18 protein-coding genes and 1 tRNA gene are annotated in these 22,769 nt (G+C 65.4%); 13 read left to right on the top strand and 6 right to left on the bottom strand.

Annotated elements, in window-relative coordinates; translation table 11 throughout:
• The first annotated feature begins 5 nt into the window (after window positions 1-5).
• Complete coding sequence (locus ACU0AG_RS12230; RefSeq protein ID WP_482782560.1) at window positions 6-1,199, top strand: BaiN/RdsA family NAD(P)/FAD-dependent oxidoreductase; 1,194 nt, start codon at window positions 6-8, stop codon at window positions 1,197-1,199.
• Here the strand turns inward: ACU0AG_RS12230 and ACU0AG_RS12225 are convergent.
• Window positions 1,196-4,423: a TonB-dependent receptor gene (locus tag ACU0AG_RS12225; protein ID WP_482782559.1), complete on the bottom strand. Its 3,228-nt coding sequence runs from the start codon at window positions 4,421-4,423 to the stop codon at window positions 1,196-1,198. The genes ACU0AG_RS12230 and ACU0AG_RS12225 overlap by 4 nt on opposite strands.
• 221 nt (window positions 4,424-4,644) lie before the next feature.
• Between ACU0AG_RS12225 and infA the strand changes: the two genes are divergently transcribed.
• The 7 genes from infA to ACU0AG_RS12190 all read left to right on the top strand — a co-directional run bounded on the left by infA (window position 4,645) and on the right by ACU0AG_RS12190 (window position 10,592).
• Window positions 4,645-4,890, top strand: a complete 246-nt coding sequence (infA, locus tag ACU0AG_RS12220; RefSeq protein WP_007163491.1) for a translation initiation factor IF-1 — start codon at window positions 4,645-4,647, stop codon at window positions 4,888-4,890.
• A 12-nt stretch (window positions 4,891-4,902) separates the two neighbouring features.
• Complete coding sequence (locus ACU0AG_RS12215; RefSeq protein WP_482782558.1) at window positions 4,903-5,475, top strand: Maf family protein; 573 nt, start codon at window positions 4,903-4,905, stop codon at window positions 5,473-5,475.
• A complete protein-coding gene (locus ACU0AG_RS12210; RefSeq protein WP_482782557.1) occupies window positions 5,468-6,418 on the top strand; it encodes a ribonuclease E/G in 951 nt (316 codons plus the stop codon). The genes ACU0AG_RS12215 and ACU0AG_RS12210 overlap by 8 nt, the downstream gene beginning before the upstream one ends.
• Window positions 6,415-6,603 carry a DNA gyrase inhibitor YacG gene (locus tag ACU0AG_RS12205; protein ID WP_482782556.1) on the top strand — a complete coding sequence of 63 codons (189 nt, stop codon included), beginning with the start codon at window positions 6,415-6,417 and terminating at the stop codon, window positions 6,601-6,603. Before ACU0AG_RS12210 ends, ACU0AG_RS12205 begins: the two co-directional genes overlap by 4 nt.
• A gap of 129 nt (window positions 6,604-6,732) precedes the next feature.
• Window positions 6,733-6,807: transfer RNA gene (locus ACU0AG_RS12200), tRNA-Phe, on the top strand.
• A gap of 39 nt (window positions 6,808-6,846) precedes the next feature.
• Complete coding sequence (gene purC, locus ACU0AG_RS12195) at window positions 6,847-7,650, top strand: phosphoribosylaminoimidazolesuccinocarboxamide synthase (protein ID WP_482782555.1); 804 nt, start codon at window positions 6,847-6,849, stop codon at window positions 7,648-7,650.
• A gap of 83 nt (window positions 7,651-7,733) precedes the next feature.
• The gene (locus ACU0AG_RS12190; RefSeq protein ID WP_482782554.1) at window positions 7,734-10,592 is read left to right on the top strand and encodes a M16 family metallopeptidase; all 2,859 of its coding nucleotides are present in this window, start codon (window positions 7,734-7,736) and stop codon (window positions 10,590-10,592) included.
• Window positions 10,593-10,692: 100 nt separating this feature from the next.
• On the opposite strand, the gene ACU0AG_RS12185 is transcribed toward ACU0AG_RS12190, so the two are convergent.
• Window positions 10,693-12,915 (bottom strand): TonB-dependent receptor, encoded by a 2,223-nt coding sequence (locus ACU0AG_RS12185; protein WP_482782553.1) that lies wholly within the window; start codon window positions 12,913-12,915, stop codon window positions 10,693-10,695.
• A gap of 305 nt (window positions 12,916-13,220) precedes the next feature.
• On the opposite strand from ACU0AG_RS12185, the gene purS reads away from it, so the two are divergent.
• The gene (purS, locus tag ACU0AG_RS12180) at window positions 13,221-13,472 is read left to right on the top strand and encodes a phosphoribosylformylglycinamidine synthase subunit PurS (RefSeq protein ID WP_482782552.1); all 252 of its coding nucleotides are present in this window, start codon (window positions 13,221-13,223) and stop codon (window positions 13,470-13,472) included.
• Complete coding sequence (gene purQ, locus ACU0AG_RS12175; RefSeq protein WP_482782551.1) at window positions 13,472-14,161, top strand: phosphoribosylformylglycinamidine synthase subunit PurQ; 690 nt, start codon at window positions 13,472-13,474, stop codon at window positions 14,159-14,161. Before purS ends, purQ begins: the two co-directional genes overlap by 1 nt.
• Before the next feature lie 12 nt (window positions 14,162-14,173).
• On the opposite strand, the gene ACU0AG_RS12170 is transcribed toward purQ, so the two are convergent.
• From ACU0AG_RS12170 to ACU0AG_RS12160, 3 genes are all read right to left on the bottom strand, one after another.
• Window positions 14,174-16,528, bottom strand: coding sequence for a putative bifunctional diguanylate cyclase/phosphodiesterase (locus tag ACU0AG_RS12170; RefSeq protein ID WP_482782550.1), 2,355 nt, complete (start codon window positions 16,526-16,528; stop codon window positions 14,174-14,176).
• 95 nt (window positions 16,529-16,623) lie between these two features.
• On the bottom strand, window positions 16,624-18,459 hold the full coding sequence (gene glmS / locus ACU0AG_RS12165) for a glutamine--fructose-6-phosphate transaminase (isomerizing) (RefSeq protein ID WP_482782549.1): 1,836 nt from the start codon (window positions 18,457-18,459) through the stop codon (window positions 16,624-16,626).
• Between the two features lie 67 nt (window positions 18,460-18,526).
• Window positions 18,527-19,417, bottom strand: coding sequence for a DMT family transporter (locus tag ACU0AG_RS12160; RefSeq protein WP_482782548.1), 891 nt, complete (start codon window positions 19,415-19,417; stop codon window positions 18,527-18,529).
• 180 nt (window positions 19,418-19,597) lie between these two features.
• Here ACU0AG_RS12160 and ACU0AG_RS12155 point away from each other — a divergent pair, with 180 nt between their 5' ends.
• Window positions 19,598-21,133, top strand: coding sequence for a TadA family conjugal transfer-associated ATPase (locus tag ACU0AG_RS12155; protein WP_482782547.1), 1,536 nt, complete (start codon window positions 19,598-19,600; stop codon window positions 21,131-21,133).
• A gap of 190 nt (window positions 21,134-21,323) precedes the next feature.
• On the opposite strand, the gene ACU0AG_RS12150 is transcribed toward ACU0AG_RS12155, so the two are convergent.
• Window positions 21,324-21,566, bottom strand: a complete 243-nt coding sequence (locus ACU0AG_RS12150; RefSeq protein WP_482782546.1) for a hypothetical protein — start codon at window positions 21,564-21,566, stop codon at window positions 21,324-21,326.
• 65 nt (window positions 21,567-21,631) lie between these two features.
• On the opposite strand from ACU0AG_RS12150, the gene ACU0AG_RS12145 reads away from it, so the two are divergent.
• Window positions 21,632-22,555 carry a DMT family transporter gene (locus tag ACU0AG_RS12145; protein ID WP_482782545.1) on the top strand — a complete coding sequence of 308 codons (924 nt, stop codon included), beginning with the start codon at window positions 21,632-21,634 and terminating at the stop codon, window positions 22,553-22,555.
• A gap of 52 nt (window positions 22,556-22,607) precedes the next feature.
• Entirely contained in the window at window positions 22,608-22,742 is a 135-nt protein-coding gene (locus tag ACU0AG_RS12140) for an entericidin A/B family lipoprotein (RefSeq protein WP_482782544.1), read from the top strand.
• The last annotated feature ends 27 nt before the right edge of the window (window positions 22,743-22,769 follow it).

Below are 22,769 nucleotides of genomic sequence, written 5' to 3'. Positions count from 1 at the left end.
CCTCAATGGATCAGCATGATGTCATTATTCTCGGCGCGGGCGCGGCCGGATTGTTCTGCGCCGGGCAGGCAGGCCAGCGCGGCCTCAGGGTGGCCTTGCTGGAAAAGGCGGAAGGCCCGGGCAAGAAAATCCTGATCTCCGGCGGCGGGCGCTGCAATTTCACCAACCTTGGCGCGGGGCCGGCGAACTACCTCTCCGCCAACCCCCATTTCGCCAAGAGCGCGCTGGCCCGTTACACTCCCGCCGATTTCATCGCGCTGGTCGAAAGGCACGGCATCGCGTGGCACGAAAAGACGCTGGGGCAGCTGTTCTGCGATGGTTCGGCCAAACAGATCGTGGCGATGTTGCTGGACGAATGCCCCGCCGATCGCGTGACGCTGAGCTGCGGGGTCGAGATCGCCGATGTTGCGCGGGGCGAAGATGGCCATTTCACCGTCACCGCCGCCGATGGCCGCCAGTGGCAAGCCCCCGCGCTGGTGATCGCCACCGGCGGGCCTTCGATCCCCAAGATGGGCGCAAGCGATTTCGCATTCCGGCTGGCGCGGCAGTTCGGGCTGAAAGTGGTCGAGCCACGCCCCGCGCTCGTCCCGCTGACGCTGGGGGGCGAGGATGCGCTGTTCCGCGAGTTGTCAGGCGTCGCCGCGCCGGTGCTTGCGCGGGCCGGGAAAGCGCAATTTGCCGAGGCCGCCCTGTTCACCCACAAGGGGCTGTCCGGCCCGGCGATCCTGCAAGTCTCGTCCTATTGGCGGCACGGAGAGCCGGTGGGTGTGACCTTCCTGCCGGATGCAGCGAGCGACTGGTTGCTGGCGGCCAAGCGCGACCGCCCGCGCACGCACCTTCGCACGATCCTGCGCGAAGCCCTGCCCGCACGGCTGGCCGATGCTCTGGCCGACCGGTTGGGGCTTGAGCGGGAACTCGGCAACCTGTCCGACAAGGACCTGCGCGCCGCACAGGCACGGCTCGCCGACTGGCGTTTCAGCCCCAACGGCACCGAAGGCTATGCCAAGGCCGAAGTCACCGCAGGCGGCATTGCCACTGTCGAACTTTCCAGCCGCACGATGGAGGCGGGCAAGGTGCCCGGCCTCTATGCCATCGGCGAGGCGGTGGACGTGACCGGCTGGCTCGGCGGCTATAACTTCCAGTGGGCCTGGGCGAGCGGCTTTGCCTGCGCAGAGGCGCTGGCTGCCGCTCGGCCCTAGAACAGCTTTCTGAGGTCGATCCCCAGATACAGCCCAACTGGGTCGATCACGAAGGGCTGGTAGTTGATCGGCGTGTTGCCCGCATTGTCACGCACCCGGCGCTGGGCATCGAACAGGTTGTCGGCGCGCAAGCTGACCCGCGTGTCCTTCAGGAAGCCTTCGTTCTTGCCGGTGATTTCACCCAGATTGGTGAAGATGCGCAGGTTGAAGGTCACGATATCGTCAAAGAACAGATCGGTGCTGCCGGGCAGGCCCGAACCATCAAGACGGGTCTTGCCGGTGTAGATCCCCGACAGGCGGAAACCCACGCCCTTGCCGAACAGGCCCGCTTCCAGCCGGCTGGAATGGCGCGGCAGGCCGAAGGCGCCGGTCGCCTGACCGTCAAGCTGGTCAAGCGGGGCAAGGCCAGGGGCGATCAGGATTTCATTGTCCAGCTCGATCGCGTGGGTCAGGTTGAAGAAGTAACGGAAGCCCTGCATGTTGCGCCCGCCCGCGAGCGGGTTGAACGCCGGAGCGCCGCCCCCTGCCGGAGCACCGCCGCCCGCAGGCGCACCCGCCCCCGCCTGCTGCGGGGCAGCTGCGCAGAAGCGCTGCTTGAACTGTTCCAGTGCAGCCGGCGGGATCGTGCCATCGGGAGCGCGCGACCGGTCGAGCGCCATCTTGATGAATGCGGGATCGACGCCGGGAAGCTCGGCAGAGACGTCCTCTCCCCGATCGATCTTGCCGACCAGTTCGGCAATCGCTGCCGTGCCATCAGGGCCGCAAGCGCGCTCGCGGAAGGCGGCAATCTGCGGGTTGGTGGCGAGCGCCCCCTGTCCGGGTCCGCGCTGGCCGGGCGCACCGCCGCCCTGCCCGCCGCCCATCATGGCCGGATCAAAGCTGCAGATACGGGTGCGGAACTGTTCCAGCTGGGCCGGATCGACACTGCCATCCGCCGCGCGCACCCGCGCCAGCATCGGTGCGAGACGCGCAGCATCAATGCCGGGGAACTCGGCCGAGATATCCGCGCCGCTATCAATGGCGGCGATCAGCTTCTGGAGGAAGGCCAGCCCGTCATCGGCGCACAGCCGGGTGCGGAACGCCATGAACTGCTCGCGCTGTTCGGCACTGGGGGCACCGCCGCCGCCAAAGCGCATCCCGCCCGCGCCGGCCGGAGCCTGAGCCGCAGGAGCAGGGCCCGTCGTAGGCGGTGCAGGCTGCGCCGCAGCCGTTGCGCCTGCACCAGCCGGGGGCCCGCCAGCCCCGCCGCGTCCGCCGCCGCCCGGGCCGCCGAAGCCGCCGGGACCACCTGCCGGTGCGCCGATGCTGCCATTGGTCGAGAAGATGAACTGGATCCGGTTCGACCGCGTCTCTGCAAAGCTGACCGAGCGCCGGTCAAGCGCGATCAGCCGCCCATCGGCGTTGCGCGTCACACGGCCCGGAAACGCAGCCTCGATCTCGGGAGTGATCTGCGGGAAGGCGCTCACTACATCATCCGAACGGTTGCGGATGTATTCGACCGTGACGCGCGAGTTTTCCCAGAACGGCAGCTGCCAGTTGGCGGCGAACTTCCAGTCGCGCTGGGTTTCCGCCGGAAGCGCCGGGTTTCCGCCGGTGGTGACATCGGCCAGCACCGTCTCGCCACGGCTGAAATCGAACACCGGCACGTTGAAGTTTACGATGGTGGGGTTGCCGAGCGCTCCCAGCCCCGGTGCCACCTCGCGCCAGATATAGGTCGCCGAAAGATCAAGCCCGTCGAACGGCGACCAGTTGAGGCCCGCGTTCCAGTCTCCCAGCACGCCGAAGTCACTGAGGTCCTCGACCCCCGCCTGAAGGTTGAGCGTGAACGTGCCCAGCGCATCGGCCACACCGGCGCGGCGACTGGTGATCGGCACCACCAGGTTCGCACCGGTCGACAGCGTGCGGCGGGTCAGCGTGGCCTCTTGCAACGAACGGGTGTCGGCGCTTTCGATCCGGCGCCAGTCGATCCCGACGTCAAAAGTCGCCAGCAGCTCGCCCGCGGGAAGCTCTCCCAGCGGACCTTCGAGCGTGGTGAGCGACTGGCCGGTAAGCGTGCGGCTGCGGGCCACATCGAACCCGGCAGCGGCATCGGTCGGCAGCGGGCCATCGACAGCCAGAGTGCCCGCCAGTGCAGCCGCTTGCAGGGCAGCAGTGTTGAACCGGCGATCGATCTCGGTCTCGGTCTCGCTCAGCGCACCATCGAAAGTGCTGGTCAGGCGGAAGGCATTGACCGGGCGCGTGATCGAGCCTGCGGTCGAAATCGTATCGGTCGACGAACGGCGCGCCAGCGGGGTTTCCGCCCCGAAGGTGCGAACCAGTCCGGCCGCGGCCGGATCATCGCGCAGCACCACGGTGTTGAGACCGTCAAGGCTGCGGCTTTCATTACGCGCATAGTTGAGGTTGGCGCTGAGCGAGGTGCCGCTGTCGATGATCGCCTTGGCCCACGAAAGGTTGCCATCGAACCCGAAGGTATCGGCCCGCAGACTGCGGAAGGCGGCCTGTTCCGGATCGCCCGGCACACTCGAGACCGAACCCGGCGTCTGGATGATGTTGCGCTCGTCCTCGGTCAGCAGGGTGCTGTCGCTCAGTTCGAGATTGAGATTGAAGCGCCCGCCATCGGCGATCTTCAGAAGGCCGAAATCCTGTTCGGTGCGCACGAATCCCCCGCGCGACGGGGTTTCGAATTCGAGCTCGGCCTGGCGGTTGGAGTAATTGTCCTTGAGGATCAGGTTGATCACGCGCCGATCAGGCGGAAAGCCGAAACGCTGGGCCACTTCTTCGGGAAACACCTCGACCCGCGCCAGCGCCTCGGGCGGATAATTGGCGAATTCGCGGAAAGAACCGATGCGGATGCCGTTCAGCAGGATAACCGGCTGACCGCCGCCGCGTCCGCGGGCCGAACCGGTCTGGGCGCTGATCTGCGCGATCAGATCGGTGATCGAAGTGACGCCTTCGGCCGCGATCGCGCCTTCATCAAGCTGGAGCAGCGGGGCCTGATCCACCACCAGCTGGCCCTTCAGCCGCTTGCCGCTGACGATGATCTCGCCAGCCGAAACCGCGGTGCCGCTGGCGGTTTCGGGTTCGTCCGCGTCATCGGGCTGCGGGACGGCAGCGGGCTGCGGCTGGGTAGTGATGCTGTTGGCCATCAGCGGCATGGCCACCGCAAGGCTTGCAGCGCAGGTGCCGGCGCGCAGCACAGCGCGGGAGAGCGGCGAGAGGTTCATGGTGTCCCTTTACATCAAATCAAAAGCGGGGCGGCTTGTTGCCGGTCCCCGACCGGTCATCCGGATTGCAGCCGGCGCCGTTTCGGCGCTGCATCACCCAGCCTGAACAAAGTCTGTGCGCCCCCTAAAGCACGAGCCTTCCCTTTTGGTTCCCGTATCGCTAAAGCGCAGCCCCGTATCGACGGGCGTATTGTGCGCCGCAAAAGAAACAAAGGAATTTCATGGCCAAGGAAGAACTCCTCGAAATGCGCGGGCGCGTGGTTGAGTTGCTGCCCAATGCGATGTTCCGGGTGGAGCTTGAAAACGGCCATGAAGTGCTGGGCCACACCGCGGGCAAGATGCGCAAGAACCGCATCCGCGTGCTGGTTGGCGACGAGGTGCTGTGCGAACTCACGCCCTATGATCTGACCAAGGCGCGCATCACCTACCGCTTCATGCCGGGTCGCGGCGGCCCCGGCCCGCAATAATCCGCTGCCCTGATGGGCGCGCATCACCTAACCCTTGCTTCGGCATCCCCCCGGCGGCGCGAGCTGCTGGGGCGGCTTGGTCTTGTGCCTGATGCAGTTACGCCGGCCGATATCGACGAACGCCCGCTGAAGGGCGAACTGCCCCGCGCCTATGCCCTGCGCATGGGTCGCGAAAAGGCGCTGGCGGTTGATGCGCCCGGCTTCGTGCTGGCGGGCGATACGGTGGTGGCGGTCGGCCGGCGCATCCTGCCCAAGACCGAAACCGAAAGCGAGGCCCGCGCCTGTCTCGAACTGATGAGCGGACGGCGGCATCAGGTGCTCTCCAGCGTCGTGCTGCGCGCAGCCGACGGCACGCTGCGCGAGCGGCTGTCAGAGACCGTGGTGTGCTTCAAGCGCCTGTCCGCGCAGGAAATTGCCGATTACCTTGCGGGGGGCGAGTGGCAGGGCAAGGCGGGCGGTTATGCGATTCAGGGCGCTGCCGAGGGCCTGGTCGCGTGGATCAGAGGCAGCCATTCGGGCGTCATGGGCCTTCCGCTCTATGAAACGCGGGCGCTACTGAAGGCGGCGGGGTTCAGCCTTGCCTGAATGGCTGATCGAACAGGGCATCGGGGAAACCCGCGCCCTGCTGGTCGAAGGCGATCAGGTCCGTGCGGCGAGGATCGAATGGCCGGGCGAATTGCGTGCCGGTACGCGCTGTGCGGCCAGACTCGCCACCAAGCTGGCAGGCAAGCGGCGCGGGGTTGCCTTGCTCGACAATGGCACCGAGGCTCTGGTCGATCATCTGCCTGCGGGCGTGACCGAGGGGCAAATGCTCGAAATCGTCATTACCCGTGCACCGCTGGCCGAACGCGGGCGGCTGAAACGGGCGCAGGCGCGGGTGGCAGAGGGAAGCGCGCCGCCCTCGCCGATTGACGGTGGCAGGATCGTCCGCCGCTTTCCTGCGGGCTTGTGGGAGGAGGTGTGGCACGCAGCCTCTTCCGCCAGCATCGATTTTGCAGGCGGAGAAATTCTCGTCAGCGTCACTCCGGCCATGACCGTGATCGATATCGACGGTGCGGGCAGCCCGCGCGAGGTGGCGCTGGCTGCGGTTCCCGCGATTGCGCAGGCGCTGGCGTGGTTCGATCTGGGCGGCAATATCGGCATCGATTTCCCGACCCTGTCCGAAAAGGCCGATCGCCGCGCAGTGGACGAAGCGCTGGGTGCGGCACTGGCCGATTGGCGGCACGAACGCACCGCGATGAACGGCTTCGGATTCGTGCAGCTGGTGGCGCGCCTTGAAGGCCCGTCGCTGCTGCACCGATTCGCGCACCACCGCCTCGGCATGGCGGCGCGCATGGCGCTGCGGCGCGGGGAGCTGGCCGATGGCACAGGACGGGTGCTGCTGCTGACAGTCCATCCGGCGCTCAAAGCCAGGCTGAAGGAGCCCTGGCTCGCTGAACTCGCGCGCCGCACGGGCCGCGAAGTGCGGGTGGACACCGATCCCGGGCTTGCCATCGAGGCCGCCCATGCCCAGTTGATGGCAGCATGACCCAGCCTGCTTCCAAACCCTGTCCGATCTGCCGCAAGCCGCGCCAGCCCGATCATGCACCGTTCTGTTCCGAGCGTTGCCGGGACCGCGATCTGGCGCGGTGGTTTTCCGATTCCTACGCCGTCCCCGGCCCGCCCGCCGATCCGGAAGAACTGGCGCAAGAGGACTGGCGCAATCAGGATTGAGGATTGCGCAATAATCCTGCGATCGTGACACGAAACCCCCTTGCCAACCCTGCAAGCCTTCGCCATAGGGCCGCTCTCATTTGCTCGCCGGGGCAGCCGAATGGCTCAATCCCGTCGCTCGCAGCGAATGCCCGAGTAGCTCAGGGGTAGAGCAGCGGATTGAAAATCCGCGTGTCGGTGGTTCAAATCCGCCCTCGGGCACCATTCGCTGAAAAGGGCCAAACGCCCAGAGGGAAACTGCCAATGTCCCGCCGCACCAAACTCTACGAAGGCAAGGCCAAGATCCTTTACGAGGGTCCCGAACCCGGCACGCTGATCCAGTATTTCAAGGATGATGCGACCGCCTTCAACGCGGAAAAGAAGGGCACGATCAACGGCAAGGGCGTGATCAACAATCGCATCAGCGAGCATGTGTTCACCCGCCTCGCCCATATCGGCATCCCGACGCACTTCATCCGCCGCCTCAACATGCGCGAGCAGCTGATCCGGCAGGTCGATATCATCCCGCTCGAAGTGGTGGTGCGCAATGTCGCCGCAGGGTCAATCAGCAAGCGCCTCGGCATCGAGGAAGGCGAGCCGCTGCCGCACACGCTAATCGAATACTACTACAAGGACGATGCGCTCGGCGATCCGCTGGTGGCCGAAGAACACATCGCCTGCTTCAACTGGGCCTCGAACGAGGAGATGCACGACATTTCCTCGATGGCGATCCGCATCAATGATTTCATGTGCGGGATGTTCGCGGCAATCGACATCCGCCTGGTGGACTTCAAGCTGGAATTCGGGCGGCTGTACGATGGCGATTACAGCCGCGTGATCCTGGCCGACGAAATCAGCCCCGATGGCTGCCGCTTGTGGGACATGGCCACCGGCGAAAAGCTCGACAAGGACCGCTTCCGCCGCGATCTGGGTGGCGAGGAAGAGGCTTACCGCGAAGTCGCGCGCCGTCTCGGCCTGCTGAACGGCGAGGATAATGGCCCGGGCGAGGTATTCGACCTCTCCCACGCCCGCTCGCGCCTGCGCAGCACGCCCCCGCTGAAAAAGTAAGCCACGAAAAACAGGCTGACAGCCGCGTTCCAGGCTCTAGTCTTTCCGGCAATGCCCCTTTTGCCGAAAGACCTTTCAATCTGATGCGCACCTCCCTGCTGACCGCCAGCCTGATGCTGGCGCTTTCGCCGCTTGCCTTTACCACCGCGCTGGCCGTGCAGGATGCACCTGTTGCGGTCGCGGCCACCGAAGCGCCAGCGCCGGTCTGGGCGTTCGAGCAAAGCGATGTGCCCGTCGATCCCGGCTACACTTTCGGGCAACTCGACAACGGGATGCGCTACATCATCCGCCGCAACGCCACGCCCGAAGGCACCGCCCTAGTGCGGATGCGGATCGATTCGGGGTCGCTGGAGGAGACCGACAGCGAACGCGGGCTTTCGCACTTCCTTGAACACATGGCCTTCAACGGGTCCAAGGGCATCCCCGAAGGCGAAATGATCAAGCTGCTCGAACGCGAAGGGCTGGCTTTCGGTGCCGATACCAATGCTTCGACAGGCTTCGATGCGATCACCTACATGCTCAACCTGCCGCGCAACGATGAAGCGCTGCTGGGCACCGCGCTGATGCTGATGCGCGAAACCGCGAGCGAGCTCACCATCGCGCAGGACGCGGTCGAGCGCGAACGCGGCGTGATCCTTGCCGAACGGCGCGACCGGGCCGGCTTCCAGCAGCGCAATTTCGAGGACAACGTCGCATTTCTCGCCCCGCAGGCGCGTTATGGCAAGCGCTTGCCAATCGGCACCCCCGAAGTGCTCGGAAGCGCGAGCGCCGAGCAGATCAGGGCGCTTTACAGCCGCACCTATACGCCATCGAACACAGTGCTGGTGGTGATCGGGGACTATTCGGTCGAGGTGGTGGAAGCCGCAATCCGCGAACGCTTTGCCAGCTGGCAGGCCGCCCCCGCTCCGGCAAAACCGGTCACCGGCCCGATCGACCTTGCCGCCAAGGGGTTGACCGATATCCACATCGACCCTGCCCTGTCCGAAAGCGTCACCATCAGCCGCCTTGCCCCCTGGCGGGACGAGCCTGACACGATCGCCAATCGCAAGGCCGCCGCCCAGCGCAGCCTCGGCTACGCGATCATCAACCGCCGCCTGGCCCGCCTGGCCCGCGGCGAAGGCGCACCATTTCGCGGTGCCAGCTTCGGTTCGGGCGATCTGTTCGAAGACGCGCAGATCACCAGTCTCACGGTCAACACCGCCGATGGCGAATGGAAGAAAGGCGTGCTTGCCGCCACGCGCGAAGTCAATCAGGCGCTCGCCTTCGGCTTCACCCGGGCCGAGGTCGATGAACAGCTCGCCAACCGCCGCACCGCACTGGAAAACGCGGTGAAAGCCAAGGATACGGCAAGCCATTCGGCCTTCGTGGGCGCGGCGCTGGCACTGGTCAGCGATGAACGGGTGCCGGTGACACCCGAATGGCAACTGGCCGAGTTCGAGCGGCAGCTCGCCGACATGACGCCCGAAGCGATCTGGCAGGCAGTCCGCAGCGATGCCGCGCCGCTGGAAGATCCCCTGATCCGCTTTACCGGGCGCACCGCACCCGAAGGCGCCGAGACCGCGCTGCGCACTGCCTTTCTGGAAGGCATGGCCCTGCCCATCGCAGCCCCTGCCGATAACGGCCCGCTGGCTTTCGGCTATACCGACTTCGGCACGCCCGGCAGCGTGGTGTCCGACAGCATCGAACCCCGGCTCGGCCTGCGGATGATCCGCTTTGCCAACGGGGTGCGGCTGACTCTCAAGAAGACCCCGGTGCGCGAAGACCGCATTGCCTTCAGCCTCGCGATTGACGGGGGCAATCTGATGAACACCGCCGAGGCACCGCTGCGGGTCGCGCTGACGGATTCGCTCGCGCTGGGCGGGCTGGGCAAGCACAGTCAGGATGAACTCGCCAGCGTGCTGGCCGGGCGCAGCGTGGGAATTGCGCTGGGGAGCGGGGCGGAAACCTTTGCCTCGTCAGGCACCACCACCCCGCGCGATCTGCTGCTGCAATTGCAGGCCATGACCGCGCTGCTGACCGATCCGGGATACCGGCGCGAGGGCGAGGAGCGGTTCCGCAAGGGGATCGAGGATTACTTCGCCACGCTCGATGCGACACCGGGCCGCGCGCTCAGCACGGCGCTGGGCGGCATCCTGTCGGACAATGACCCGCGCTTCAGCCTGCAACCGAAGGAAGCCTTTCTCGCGCTCGACTATGCCGGACTGAAAACCGCAATCGGCGACCGGCTGGCGAAGGGTGCGATCGAACTGGCGCTGGCTGGCGATTTCGACGAGGCCGAGGCGATTGCCGCGGTCGCCGCCACGCTGGGCGCGCTGCCCGCGCGCGAGCCCGAATTCAACCTGCGCGAGGACGCCCGCAACCGGAACTTTACCGCCGCTCGCGGCCCGCGCACCCTGACCCACAAGGGCGAGGCCGATCAGGCACTGGTGCAGTGGATCTGGCCCACCACCGACGACAGCGATCATGCCGAAACCCTGCGGCTCGGCCTGCTGGCGCGGGTCATGCGGATCGCCCTGACCGACAAGCTGCGCGAGGAGCTGGGGCAGGCCTATTCGCCGTCGGCAGGCGCGGGCAACAGCCGCACCTATCGCGGTTATGGCACCTTCAGCCTCACTGCCTCGGTCGATCTGGCCGAAGTCGCCGCGACCCGGGCCGCTGTGGCCGAACTGCTCGCCGAACTGCGCGCCGCGCCGCTGTCTGCCGACATGGTCGAGCGTGCGCGGCGCCCGCTGCTGGAGGAATATGACAACGCGCTCAAGGATCTGGGCGGCTGGATCAACCTTGCGGCCCGCGCCCAGAGCGAGCCTGACCGGCTGGAGCGCTGGCACGCAGCGCCCGGCCTGCTGCGGGCCATCTCGCCCGAAGACCTGCACCAGACCGCGCTGAAGTGGCTCACCCCCGATGGCGCGGTCGAATTACTGGTCGAGCCTGCCGCCAAGTAAGATCGGACAAAGAAAAAGCCGGCAGGTCGCCCCCTGCCGGCTTTCCCCGTCTGGTGTTCCTTCCCCGCAAGGAAGGCCCTCCCTTAGCCTTGCAACCGGCTCAGTACTTGACGCTCAGCATCGCGCCGATGACGCGCGGATCGTTCACGAAAGCGGTGTTGTTGTTGAAGTCCACCACGCCGAGCACGTTGTCCTCATCGGTGATGTTGCGGGCAAAGGCCGCCACTTCCCACTGGCCGTTGTCGCCCGAATAGCCGATCTTCAGGCCACCCTCGATCCGGCTGCCCGCGTTGAATTCGCGGCTTTCATACAGCAGGAAGTTGGTTTCACCCAGATAGGTCCAGTCGGTGAAGATGAAGAATTCGCCGCTGTTGCCCACCGGGATGGCGTAACGGGCGGTGAAATCGCCGCTCCATTCGGGCGCGTTGGGGAAGGGATTGCCGTCGATCAGCGCACGGGTGCTGCCGCCGATCACGCGGGTCGGATCGGTCACGGTGCACTGCGCGCAGATGCCCACCGCCAGGTTGGAATCCTGGATTTCGGTGTTGTTGTAGGCCACGCCCAGCGTCACCAGAAACTCCGGCGAAATCTGGAACGCACCGTCGAATTCGACGCCCCATGCCTCGCCCTTGTTGGCGTTGATCAGCTGCACGAGGTTGCCCGCGCCGCCCACAGCGGTGAACTGCGGGTCTTCGACGGTGTAGTAATAGACCGCACCGTTCAGACGGACGCGGCGATCGGCCAGCTCGCTCTTGAAGCCGACTTCGTAGGAGGTGATGTTTTCCGACTGGGCCACCGAAGGCGGGTTGAAGAAGGCAACATCGCGGCCCTGGATGGTCGGCGCGCGGAACGAATTGGCCACCTTGGCATAGACGCTGGCATCGTCCGACACATCGGCAAACAGGCTGATGTCCCAGTCGAACTGGTCATCGCCGACGCTCACCGGCTGGGGCGCCGCGCCCGAGCGGACGAAGAACGCCTTCTGGTCATCGGTATAACGCAGGCCGCCGGTCACCCGCAGGCTTTCGGTCAGCTGGTAGGACAACTGGCCGAACAGCGCCCACGCCTCGTTGGTGTGGTTGACAGTCACCGGCGGCGGGAAGGTGAAGCCGACGGTCGTGACATCGAAATCGCTTTCGAAGTAGAACCCGCCAACCTGCCAGCCGAGCGGTCCGTCGCCGTTCGAGGCAAGGCGGATTTCCTGCGTGGTCTGTTCGAGATCGATCGAGTCCTGCGTGTCCGACGGGAACGGGATCAGGCCCGGCCCGCCGCCACCCGGCAGGAACACCGCGCCGAAGCCGCCATCGATATCGCCGCGGCTGGAACCTTCGCTGGTCCAGTGGCTGGTGATCGACGTCAGCGTTGCGCCGTCGAATTCATAGGCCGCAGTCAGGGTCGCGCCGAACTGCCGGTAGTTGGCCCGGTTGCCGCCGCCCGCATCGTAGAACACGGTATTGCGGTCATAATTGGCGTTGAGGTTGTTGTTGCCCGGGCCAAGGATGTTGGCACGGAAGAAGGTCGACGAACCATCGAGGTCGCGGAAATTGACCGCCGCCAGCACGCTCGCGCGGTCACCCGGCGTGAACAGCAACTGCCCGCGGGCAGCGAAATCGGTGAAGCTGCCCAGAACGTTGTCGCGGTTGGTGAAGCCGTTGTCGATCCAGTCGCCGCGCGATTGCATCTGCGCCGAAACGCGGAAGGCCAGCACATCCTGCACGATCGATCCGCCCACCGCGCCGTTCAGCGACATGGTGTCGAGGCTGCCGAACGAAAGCGCGGCGGCAACGCTGGTGTCGTGGCTCGGCTTGATCGAATCGATCTTGACGATCCCGGCCGGCGTGTTGCGGCCGAACAGCGTCCCCTGCGGCCCGCGCAGCACTTCGACGCGCTCGACATCGAAGATCGGGAAGCTCTTGAGCGTGACGCTCTCCATCACGACGTCATCGAGGATGACCGAGACCGGCTGCGAGGCGGCGAGATCGAAATCGGTATTGCCCAGCCCGCGAATGTAGAAACGCGGCGCGACGCGGCCGTTCGAGCTTTCGACGTTGAGGCCGGGCGCGGTGCCGGCCAGCGCGGTGATATCGCCCGCCGCGCTGAAAATCGCGCCCACGCGCTCGGAGTCGAGGATGTCAGCCGAAACCGCAACGTCCTGAAGGTTTTCCTCGCGGCGGTTGGCGGTCACGATGATGGTGGCAAGCTGGCCCTCGGTTTCCGAGGCGCCCGCCTCCTGCGCGGCGGCAGGTGCGGCAAAGCCGATGGCAGCGGCCAGCACGGTCGAAGCGGCCCATGCGGCGCGAATGGCAGTAAAGCGGTGAGACATCGAACGACCTCCTTGATGGGAAGGATGGAGAGGGGGTGATCGCGCCGCTGGCAGTTTTGCGCGATTCGCGCGAGGTCGCAGGGACCGAAATATGGCGCGAAGGTGCTTCTCCGGAGGCAATCTTGGGACCATTGTTGCACGAAGGTTACAATATGGCCCGTCTTTGACCGGCACATGACAATCCGGCCATGCGCACCGCCGGTGCAGAAGCCGCATCAGCGCGATTGCGCGCTGGCGCTGGCGCGCTATAGCGGCGCCACGACCCCCGCCCCGCCCCGCTCGCGGCCAAACTGGAGCCATGACCCATGCAAGTTCGTGTTCTCGTCCGACTGAAGCCCGGCGTGCTCGATCCGCAGGGTCGTGCGGTGCATCATGCTCTGGAGGGCATGGGCTTTTCCGGGGTCGAAGATGTGCGGGTGGGCCGCCTGATCGAACTCGATGTGGCAGACGGCACCGATCATGCCACTCTGACCGCGATGTGCGAAAAGCTGCTGGCCAACACCGTGATCGAAAGCTTCACCATCGAGGGCCCGGGCGAGCCCGAAGGAGCCAAGTGATGGGCTTCCGCGCCGCTGTTGTCACCTTCCCCGGCTCCAACTGCGACCGTGACATGGCGGTGGCGCTCGAGGCGGTTTCGGGCACCCCTGCCTTGCGCGTTTGGCACGGCGATGCCGATCTGCCCGAACGGCTTGATCTGATCGCGCTGCCGGGCGGCTTTTCCTATGGCGATTACCTGCGTTCCGGGGCGATGGCAGCGACCAGCCCGATCATGCGCGCCGTCGTGGCAGCTGCGGCACGCGGCGTGCCGGTGCTGGGCGTGTGCAACGGCTTTCAGGTGCTGACCGAAGCGCGCCTGCTGCCCGGCGCACTGCTGCGCAATGCCGGCCAACGCTTCATCTGCCGCACTGTCGGCCTGACGGTTGAAAACACGGCTTCGCTGTTCACCACTGGCTATTCGGCGGGCGAGGCGATCCGCATTCCGGTCGCGCATCACGATGGCAATTACTACGCCGATGCCGACACGCTTGACCGACTGGAAGGCGAAGGCCGCGTGGCGTTCCGTTACACCGAAGCCGTCAACGGATCGGCGCGCGACATCGCGGGCGTGCTTAGCGACAATGGCCGCGTGCTCGGCATGATGCCGCACCCCGAACGGGCGATCGAACCGGCTGCGGTTGCCGCTCTGGGCGGTTCTGACGGTCGCCGCCTGTTCGAAAGCATCCTCGCCGCTTTTGCCACTGCCTGACAGCGGGCCTGATCAGGCGCGCAGCTGGCGCGCTATCGCAAACAGCTTGCGGGCTTCGTCTGCACCCATGGGCCGACCGAAGTAATAACCCTGAATCTTGTCACAACCGAGGTTGCGGATCAGTTCGGCTTCCTCGGCGGTCTCGACGCCTTCTGCCGTCGTCGTCATGTCGAGGCTTGTGGCCATCGCCACCACCGCATTGATGATCGCGAGGCTTTCGGCGCTCCCCTGCGCTGCCCCCTGCACGAAGGAGCGATCGACCTTGATCGTCGAGAACCGCAGCTTGCGCAGGTAGCCGAGTGACGAATAACCCGTGCCGAAGTCGTCGAGAGCCACCGAACAGCCCAGCGCCATCACCTTTTCCAGCGCGTTGCGGGCCACGGTCGCATCGCGCAGGAAGATGCTCTCGGTCACTTCCACCTCGAGCCGTTCGGGCCTGAGGCCGCTGCTCGCCAGCGCTTCGACCACATCGTCATGGAAGCCGGGCTCCAGCAGCTGTTCGGGCGAGACATTGACGTTGATCTTGACGTGATCGGGCCAGTTGCGCGCTTCTTCGCAGGCCTTGCGCATCACCCACTTGCCAATCGGCACGATCAGGCGGGTATCTTCTGCCAGCGGGATGAACTTGCCGGGGCTGACAAAGCCGTGCTCCGTGCTGTTCCAGCGCACCAGCGCCTCGAAGCTGACCACGCTTTCGCTGCGGGCATCGACCACGGGCTGGTAGTGCAGAAGCATCTCGTCACGGCCCAGCGCCTTGCGCAGCGCCACTTCGAGCTTGCGACGCTCCTCTGCCGAGGCGTGCAGCACGGGCTCGAACCGGCAATGTTCGCCGCCGCCCAGATCCTTGGCGCGGTAGAGCGCAAGGTCGGCGTTGCGCATCAGTTCTTCGACGCTGTGCCCGTCACGTGGCCCTTCGGCCGATCCGACGCTGGCGCCGACATAAAGGGTGTGGTGATCGACCTGATAAGGTTCCGACAGGCGATCGATCACGCGCCGCGCCAGATCGCGGATCATCGCGGCCGAGCTGATATCGCGCATCACGATGGCGAATTCGTCGCCCCCGAGACGCCCGACCATCTGGTTTTCGCCCATCAGCGACTGCAACCGCGCCGAAACCTGCGCCAGCAGCTTGTCGCCGGTGAGGTGGCCGAGCGAATCGTTGACCGACTTGAAGCGGTCGAGATCGACCATCAGCAACGCGCAGCGCGTGCGCCATTGCTGGGCATAGCGCAGCGATTCACCCAAAGCCTCGGTCAGTTGCAGGCGGTTGGGCAGCTGGGTGAGCGTATCGTAGCGGGCGAGATAGGCGATCTTCTCGGACGATTTGCGCTGTTCGGTCACGTCCGAACCGACACCGCGGAAACCGGAAAAACGGCCCTGTTCATCACGCATCGGGGTGCCCGAAAGCTCCCACCAGCGCTCCTCTCCCAGAATCGAGACCTGCACCAGCAGGTTGGAGAAATTCTCGCGGTTCTTGAGCCGCTCGGCAAGGTCATGCAGGCTCGGCGGAAACTGCCCGCTTTCCCAGTTGGCCCCGGCAATCATTTCCAGCAGCGGACGCCCTTCGATCGCCGCCTGTGCCCGTCCCAATGCAAAGGCGAAACGCGGCGATACCGCACGCAGGCGGCGGCCGGGATCGACTTCCCACAGCCAGTCCGCCTCGTTCTCCTCGAACTCGCGCAGCAGCAGCGAGACGACCTCTTCCTTTTCCAGCACGGCAGCTTCGGCAATCCGCACCTTCAGGTAAGTGGAGCGCACCTGGATCGTGCCGGCGATGCTAGCGATGGTGAAGAGCGACACTCCACCCGCAGCCAGCCATTTCCCCTCCAGCGCGAGGCATGCCATCGCTCCCAGGCCGAGGATCGCATTGTAAATCAGCACCCCCAGCGGCGAGGTGGAAAAGACGAATGTGGACGACATCATCAGCACAAGCAGCACGAGCAGCAAGGTGAACTGCTCGGCTCCTCCGCCGAGATAGGGGAAAGCCATCAGTGCAGCGACCCAGCACGACGACGAGGCAACCGCATTGATGTTCTGCCAGCGCTCCAGCGTCGCCCGTTCGCCGCGAGTCGCCGGATCGGCCACTTTCAGATCAATGTCCCGCGATTTGTAGAGCACGAAGGCGAGCACGACCGCCCACAGACCAACCGGTGCCAGGCCGATCAGCGGCGCGAACACCACCGCAACGAAGGCCATGACGATGGCGTTGGCAAACAGCCGGTTACGGCTCGCCCGTACAAGCTCCGAATATTCCTCTCCGCGCAGACGCAGCGGATCGAAGGCAGGATTGCGCGACAGGCCGAGCACGTCCGAGATCGGCAGATCGACCGGAACTTCTGCGGAGAGGGATGCTGGCTGGTAACTCACCCCGACGCTGTTAACGTCCAATAGTTAGGGCCCGGTAAAGCGCGGCAGAAAAGTGCGACGGTTACTGGTTAACCGGCGCGCAGGCTTTTGCGCTGCTATTCCACCGTCACCGACTTGGCGAGATTGCGCGGCTGGTCGACATCCGTGCCCTTCACCACTGCGACGTGATAAGCCAGCAATTGCACAGGGATGGCATAGACCAGCGGCGCGATCAGCGGGTGGACAACCGGCATTTCGATGGTGGCGATGCAGCCCTCGCCCGCTTCAGCAAGGCCTTTGGCATCGGAAATCAGCACCACCTGCCCGCCGCGGGCGCGCACTTCTTCCATATTCGAGACGGTCTTTTCGAACAGCGGCCCGGAAGGTGCGATCACCACCACCGGCACCTTGTCGTCGATCAGCGCGATGGGGCCGTGCTTCATCTCGCCAGCAGCATAGCCTTCGGCGTGGATATAGCTGATTTCCTTCAGTTTCAGCGCCCCTTCCAGCGCCAGCGGATAATCCTGCCCGCGCCCCAGATACAGCACGTCACGGGCCGGTGCGATCAGGTGGGCCATGGCGGCGATGCTGTCGTCATGGGCGAGCGCAGCGTTGAGCGCTGCGGGCGTTTCCAGCAGATGGCGGACAATCTCGGCCTCCTCGGCACGGGACAGGCGGCCCTTCTTCACCGCCATATGCGCCGCCAGCGCCGCCAGAACGGCCAGCTGGCAGGTGAAGGCCTTGGTCGAGGCGACGCCGATTTCCGGCCCTGCATGGGTTGGCAACAGCAGATCGGCCTCGCGCGCCATGGTGCTGGTCGGCACGTTGACCACCACTGCGATGGTCTGGCCATTGGCCTTGCAATGGCGCAGCGCGGCCAGAGTATCGGCGGTCTCCCCGCTCTGGGAGATGAACAGCGCAAGGCCGCCTTCCTCCAGCACCGGCTGACGATAGCGGAATTCCGAGGCGACATCGATGTCGACCGGCACGCGGGCGAATTGCTCGAACCAGTATTTCGCCACCATCCCGGCATAGAAGCTGGTGCCGCAGGCGACGATGGTCAGGCGGCGCACGCTCGACAGGTCGAAGTCAATCTGCGGCAGCGCCACCGAATTGTCCGACCGGCGCAGATAGGAACCGAGCGTCTGCGCCACCACGGTGGGCTGTTCGTAGATTTCCTTCTGCATGAAGTGGCGGTAATTGCCCTTCTCCACCGCCGCCGCCGAAGCGCCCGATGCGCGGATTTCGCGGGTGACGGGGGTGTTTGCGGCATCATAGATCTGTGCCGAATCGCGCCGGATCACCACCCAGTCGCCTTCTTCGAGATAGGTGATGCGCTGCGTCAGCGGAGCGAGCGCCAGCGCGTCCGAACCGAGATACATTTCGGCCTCGGCCCCTTCGGGGCCATAACCCAGCACCAGCGGCGAGCCGAGCCTTGCGCCGATCAGGAGATCGGGATGCTGGCGAAACGCGATGGCGAGCGCAAAGGCCCCGCGCAGGCGCGGCAGCACCTCGCGCACCGCCTCGACCGGATCGGCACCGGCTTCGACTTCTGCGGAGACCAGGTGGGCGACCACCTCGCTATCGGTCTCGCTTTCGAACACCCGGCCCCTGGCGGCGAGTTCGGCGCGCAGTTCCTTGAAGTTTTCGATGATGCCATTGTGCACGATCGCCACTTCACCCGTGGCATGGGGGTGGGCATTGGCCGCAGTCGGCGCGCCGTGGGTCGCCCAGCGGGTATGCGCGATGCCGACGTTGCCGGGGGCAGGATCGCCCGCCAGCACGGTCACCAGATTGGCGAGCCGCCCTTCGGCCCGGCGGCGCACCAGAGCGCCTTCGTGCAGGGTGCAGATCCCGGCGCTGTCATAGCCGCGATACTCCATCCGCCTGAGGCCATCGACCAGCCGTTCGGCAACGCTGTTGTGGCCTACGATCCCGATAATGCCGCACATGACTGCTTGTCCTTCGTGGAATTTGCCTGAAGCTCTAACCGCAAGCGCCTTAACAACAAACCCTGCCTCAGGCCTGGGCGCGAGATTTCCCCGCCTGCCACAGATATAGCCCCGCCCCGACGATCAGGGCCGCACCGGTCAGCGTCATCGCATCCGGCCGGTCACCGAACCACCACCAGCCGAGCGCAATCGCTGTCAGCATCTGGACATAGGACGCGGGCGCCACCGCCGCAGCACCGGCACGCGCCGCGCCGACATAGACCAGCCAGTGCGCCGTGCTGGCGGTGACTGCAACGATCGCGCAGCGGGCCGCCACGTGCCATTCCGGCCAGCCGAAATCGAGCGCGGCCACCCCCGACAGCTTTGCCGCAACCGCGCCCGCGATCAGGACCGGGGCGCAAACCACTGCCACGAACACCTGCATCGACAGCGCGCTGCCCTGCCCTGCGCTCGCGCGGTTGGTGATCATCAGCAAGGCCATGAACAGCGCCGAATTGAGCGGTAGCAGCGCTGCCAGCCCCAGTTCCGCCAGATTGGGGCGCAGCACGATCAGCACGCCCGCAAATGCCGCCAGCGATGCCAGCCACACGCGGCGGTGCACCGTCTCCCCCAGCAGCGGCCCGGCAAGCAGCTGGGTGAGCACCGGCGACAGGAAGCCGATCGCCATCGCTTCGGCCAGCGGCATCAGATAGATCGCCGAAAAGAAGCTGACCGATGCCACCGCCAGGCAGATGCCCCGCGCCAGCTGCAACCACGGGTGCGAGGGGACGAACGCCCGCGGCCCTTCGCTGCGCAGCAACAGCAACGACAATGCCGCCGCACCGATGCTGAAGCGCAGCGCCGCCACCGCGATGGCCGGCCACGCGCCCGCCATCGATTTGACGACAGCATCCCCCACCGAAAGGCAGGCAAAACCGGCCAGCGCCAAGCCCAGCCCGCTGCGGTGGTGATCGTTCATGGCGCGGCCCTTTGCGACCCCGCAGGCTGCATTGCAAGCACCGCTCTGCATCGCGATCCGGGCGCGGCGAGAGATTTAGGAAAAAACAACCTTTCCTGCCTATTCACCATTTTTCGAGACGCCACGTTCGCATGATCGGGGCGAGTGACGCACAGTTGATGAGAGGCTCGGGGGCCGGGAATGAGCGCATTTGGCAAAAAAGGTAACGTTGGCGGGGTGAAGCCCGGTGCACGTCCTGCCTTTGGTGTGGCCCGTCCGATGAAGGGCGCGGGCGCACCGGCAATGCGCGGGGGCGAACAGTTTCCGCCGCTCCCCGGCGAAGGCGGTTCTGCCCGCCCGGCAGCAGCTGTCCCCTCGCCCGCACCCAGCCGCCCAACCTCGACCGCAGAGGCGATGGACCGCCTCAACGAACGCATGGCGGCAATCAGCGAAGCCAATTCCGAAGTCGGCGGGTTTGAAGCCAGCGTCCACAAGATCAAGGAACAGGTGCTCCCGCGCCTGCTCGAACGTGTCGATCCCGAAGCGGCGGCGACGCTTTCCAAGGAAGAGCTCTCCGAAGAATTCCGCCCGATCATCATGGAAGTGCTGGCCGAGCTGAAGGTCACGCTCAACCGGCGCGAGCAATTCGCGCTGGAAAAGGTGCTGATCGACGAACTGCTCGGCTTCGGTCCGCTGGAAGAACTGCTCAACGATCCGGACGTGTCCGACATCATGGTCAACGGGCCGGACCAGACCTACATCGAAAAGAAGGGCAAGCTGCAACTCGCCCCGATCCGCTTCCGCGATGAACAGCACCTGTTCCAGATCGCCCAGCGCATCGTCAACCAGGTCGGCCGCCGCGTCGACCAGACCACGCCGCTGGCCGACGCCCGCCTGAAAGACGGCAGCCGTGTGAACGTGATCGTGCCGCCGCTTTCGCTGCGCGGCACTGCGATCTCGATTCGTAAGTTTTCCGAAAAGCCGATCACCATCGACATGCTGCGCGACTTCGGGTCGATGTCGGACAAGATGGCAACCGCGCTGAAGATTGCGGGCGCGTGCCGGATGAACATCGTCATCTCGGGCGGTACCGGCTCCGGTAAGACGACGATGCTCAATGCCCTGTCGAAGATGATCGACCCGGGCGAGCGCGTGCTGACCATCGAAGACGCGGCGGAACTTCGCCTGCAGCAGCCACACTGGCTGCCGCTCGAAACCCGCCCGCCGAACCTTGAAGGGCAAGGCGCAATCACCATCGGCGACCTTGTGAAGAACGCCCTGCGTATGCGCCCGGACCGCATCATCCTGGGCGAAATTCGCGGCGCGGAGTGTTTCGATCTCCTCGCGGCGATGAACACCGGTCACGATGGTTCGATGTGTACGCTCCACGCCAACAGCCCGCGCGAATGCCTTGGCCGTATGGAAAACATGATCCTGATGGGCGACATCAAGATCCCGAAGGAAGCCATCAGCCGCCAGATCGCCGAATCGGTCGACCTGATCGTGCAGGTCAAACGTCTGCGCGACGGTTCGCGCCGCACCACCAACATCACCGAGGTGATCGGGATGGAAGGCGACGTGATCGTGACGCAGGAGCTGTTCAAGTTCGAATATCTCGACGAGAGCGAGGACGGGAAAATCCTCGGCGAATTCCGCTCGTCGGGCCTGCGCCCCTACACGCTGGAGAAGGCGCGGCAATTCGGGTTCGATCAGGCGTATCTTGAGGCCTGCCTCTGACGAGGCAGGCGCTATCGACCCCTCCGGGCCGATAGCTTCGGCCTAACCGGCCGGCGCGCGGTCGCGCTTGCGAACCCTACGGGTTCGTTTTTGTGGCCTGCCTTTGTGGCAGGCGGTTCGGCCTAACCGGCCGGCGGCCGGTCGGCCTTGCGGCGCCAAAGGCGCCGTTTGGGCAAGATCGAAGTGCCCGCTACATTTTCCCGATAACAGCGGGCAATCCCATCGCGAGGCACCCGCCGCCGATGATTGCGGCGAGCATGAACAGGCCCATCCACGGCACCCAGCCGACCTGTTCCAGCCGCCCGATATCGCGCTGCCTTGTCCGGCGCCGTTCCATCAGTCCCGCAAAGCCGGCAAACACCCAGAACAACCCGCCCACCAGCGCAAGCCGCGCCGCATCGCTCAGCAGTTCGAATTGGGTGATAGCGTCCATACCGCGCGCATATGGGGCTCTGGCGCGCTTGCGCAATCCCCGGCGCTGGGCCAAGTCCGGCAGCGATGGATGGCTCGATCGCCCGCCCCCGCCCGTTGCTCGCGCTGTTTGTCCGGCTGCTGGCCGCTTTTGCGCTCGCCACCATGGGCATGCTGGTCAAACTGGCGGGAGAACGCGGCGCGCACCTCGTCGAACTGATTTTCTGGCGACAACTCATCACCATGGCCCTGCTCGGCGCGGGGCTGATGCTGACCGGCAGGCTGGCGATGCTGAAAACGCAGCGCCTGCCCGCCCATGCCCGCCGCGCTGCAACCGGCCTTTTGGGGATGCTGTTCACCTATGGCGCGGTGCTGCTGCTGCCGCTGGCCGAAGCAACCACGCTGGGTTTTACCGCACCGGTCTTTGCCGTGCTGATCGCCATGGTGCTGCTGCGCGAGCGTATCGGGCCCTATCGCTGGGGCGCAGTGGCGATGGGATTTGCAGGCGTGATCGTCGTGATGCAGCCCTTTGGCGGATTTCACGACGGCGTGACGCCCGCAGGCGTTTTCGTGGGCCTCGTCGCGCCCTTCATGGTCGCACTGATCAGCTTCCAGATCCAGGATCTCAACACCACCGAAAACCCGTGGAGCATCGTCTTCTGGTTCGCCGCACTCACCACGCCGGTGGCCGCGCTTGCCCTGCCCTTTGTTGCAGCGGCGCACGATCCGCTGACATGGTCGCTGATCCTCGGCATGGGCCTTGTCGGAGCGGCGGCACAGATGCTGCTGACCACCTCGCTGCGGTTCGGCTCGGCAGCGGTGATCCTGCTGATGGATTACACCGCGCTGCTGTGGGCGAGTTTCTACGGCTACACCGTCTTCGACCGCGCTGCGCCTGCCAGCCTGTGGCTCGGCGCGCCGCTGATCATTGGCGCAGGGCTGCTGATTGCCTGGCGCGAGCGGCAGCTGGCCAAGGCCAACCGTGTCGCTTCAGCGGCGAGTCAGGAATAATTTTTCATGCTTGTGCGTTGATGTATCGAAGCCTTCGAAAGGAAACCCGACCATGTTTCGCAAGACCCTGATCGCCGCTGCCCTTGCCGCGCTGACGCTGACCGGCACAACTGCCTGCAACACTGTCGAGGGCGTGGGCGAGGATATCAAATCGGTGGGCCGCGCCGGCAAGCGCGCGATTGACTGATCTGGGCCACCTTCGGTGACGCATACC

The sequence above is a fragment of the Erythrobacter sp. RANMB8 genome (assembly GCF_056848235.1).
Note: the sequence above shows the minus strand (reverse complement) of the source record. Positions and strands in the feature narration are given on the sequence as shown.

Excerpts from the sequence above, each read along its gene's own strand:
- ACU0AG_RS12230 (WP_482782560.1), top strand. The coding sequence starts at position 6 with ATGGATCAGCATGATGTCATTATTCTCGGCGCGGGCGCGGCCGGATTG.
- ACU0AG_RS12225 (WP_482782559.1), bottom strand. The coding sequence starts at position 4,423 with ATGAACCTCTCGCCGCTCTCCCGCGCTGTGCTGCGCGCCGGCACCTGC.
- infA (WP_007163491.1), top strand. The coding sequence starts at position 4,645 with ATGGCCAAGGAAGAACTCCTCGAAATGCGCGGGCGCGTGGTTGAGTTG.
- ACU0AG_RS12215 (WP_482782558.1), top strand. The coding sequence starts at position 4,903 with ATGGGCGCGCATCACCTAACCCTTGCTTCGGCATCCCCCCGGCGGCGC.
- ACU0AG_RS12205 (WP_482782556.1), top strand. The coding sequence starts at position 6,415 with ATGACCCAGCCTGCTTCCAAACCCTGTCCGATCTGCCGCAAGCCGCGC.
- purC (WP_482782555.1), top strand. The coding sequence starts at position 6,847 with ATGTCCCGCCGCACCAAACTCTACGAAGGCAAGGCCAAGATCCTTTAC.
- ACU0AG_RS12190 (WP_482782554.1), top strand. The coding sequence starts at position 7,734 with ATGCGCACCTCCCTGCTGACCGCCAGCCTGATGCTGGCGCTTTCGCCG.
- ACU0AG_RS12185 (WP_482782553.1), bottom strand. The coding sequence starts at position 12,915 with ATGTCTCACCGCTTTACTGCCATTCGCGCCGCATGGGCCGCTTCGACC.
- purS (WP_482782552.1), top strand. The coding sequence starts at position 13,221 with ATGCAAGTTCGTGTTCTCGTCCGACTGAAGCCCGGCGTGCTCGATCCG.
- purQ (WP_482782551.1), top strand. The coding sequence starts at position 13,472 with ATGGGCTTCCGCGCCGCTGTTGTCACCTTCCCCGGCTCCAACTGCGAC.
- glmS (WP_482782549.1), bottom strand. The coding sequence starts at position 18,459 with ATGTGCGGCATTATCGGGATCGTAGGCCACAACAGCGTTGCCGAACGG.
- ACU0AG_RS12160 (WP_482782548.1), bottom strand. The coding sequence starts at position 19,417 with ATGAACGATCACCACCGCAGCGGGCTGGGCTTGGCGCTGGCCGGTTTT.
- ACU0AG_RS12155 (WP_482782547.1), top strand. The coding sequence starts at position 19,598 with ATGAGCGCATTTGGCAAAAAAGGTAACGTTGGCGGGGTGAAGCCCGGT.
- ACU0AG_RS12150 (WP_482782546.1), bottom strand. The coding sequence starts at position 21,566 with ATGGACGCTATCACCCAATTCGAACTGCTGAGCGATGCGGCGCGGCTT.
- ACU0AG_RS12145 (WP_482782545.1), top strand. The coding sequence starts at position 21,632 with ATGGATGGCTCGATCGCCCGCCCCCGCCCGTTGCTCGCGCTGTTTGTC.
- ACU0AG_RS12140 (WP_482782544.1), top strand. The coding sequence starts at position 22,608 with ATGTTTCGCAAGACCCTGATCGCCGCTGCCCTTGCCGCGCTGACGCTG.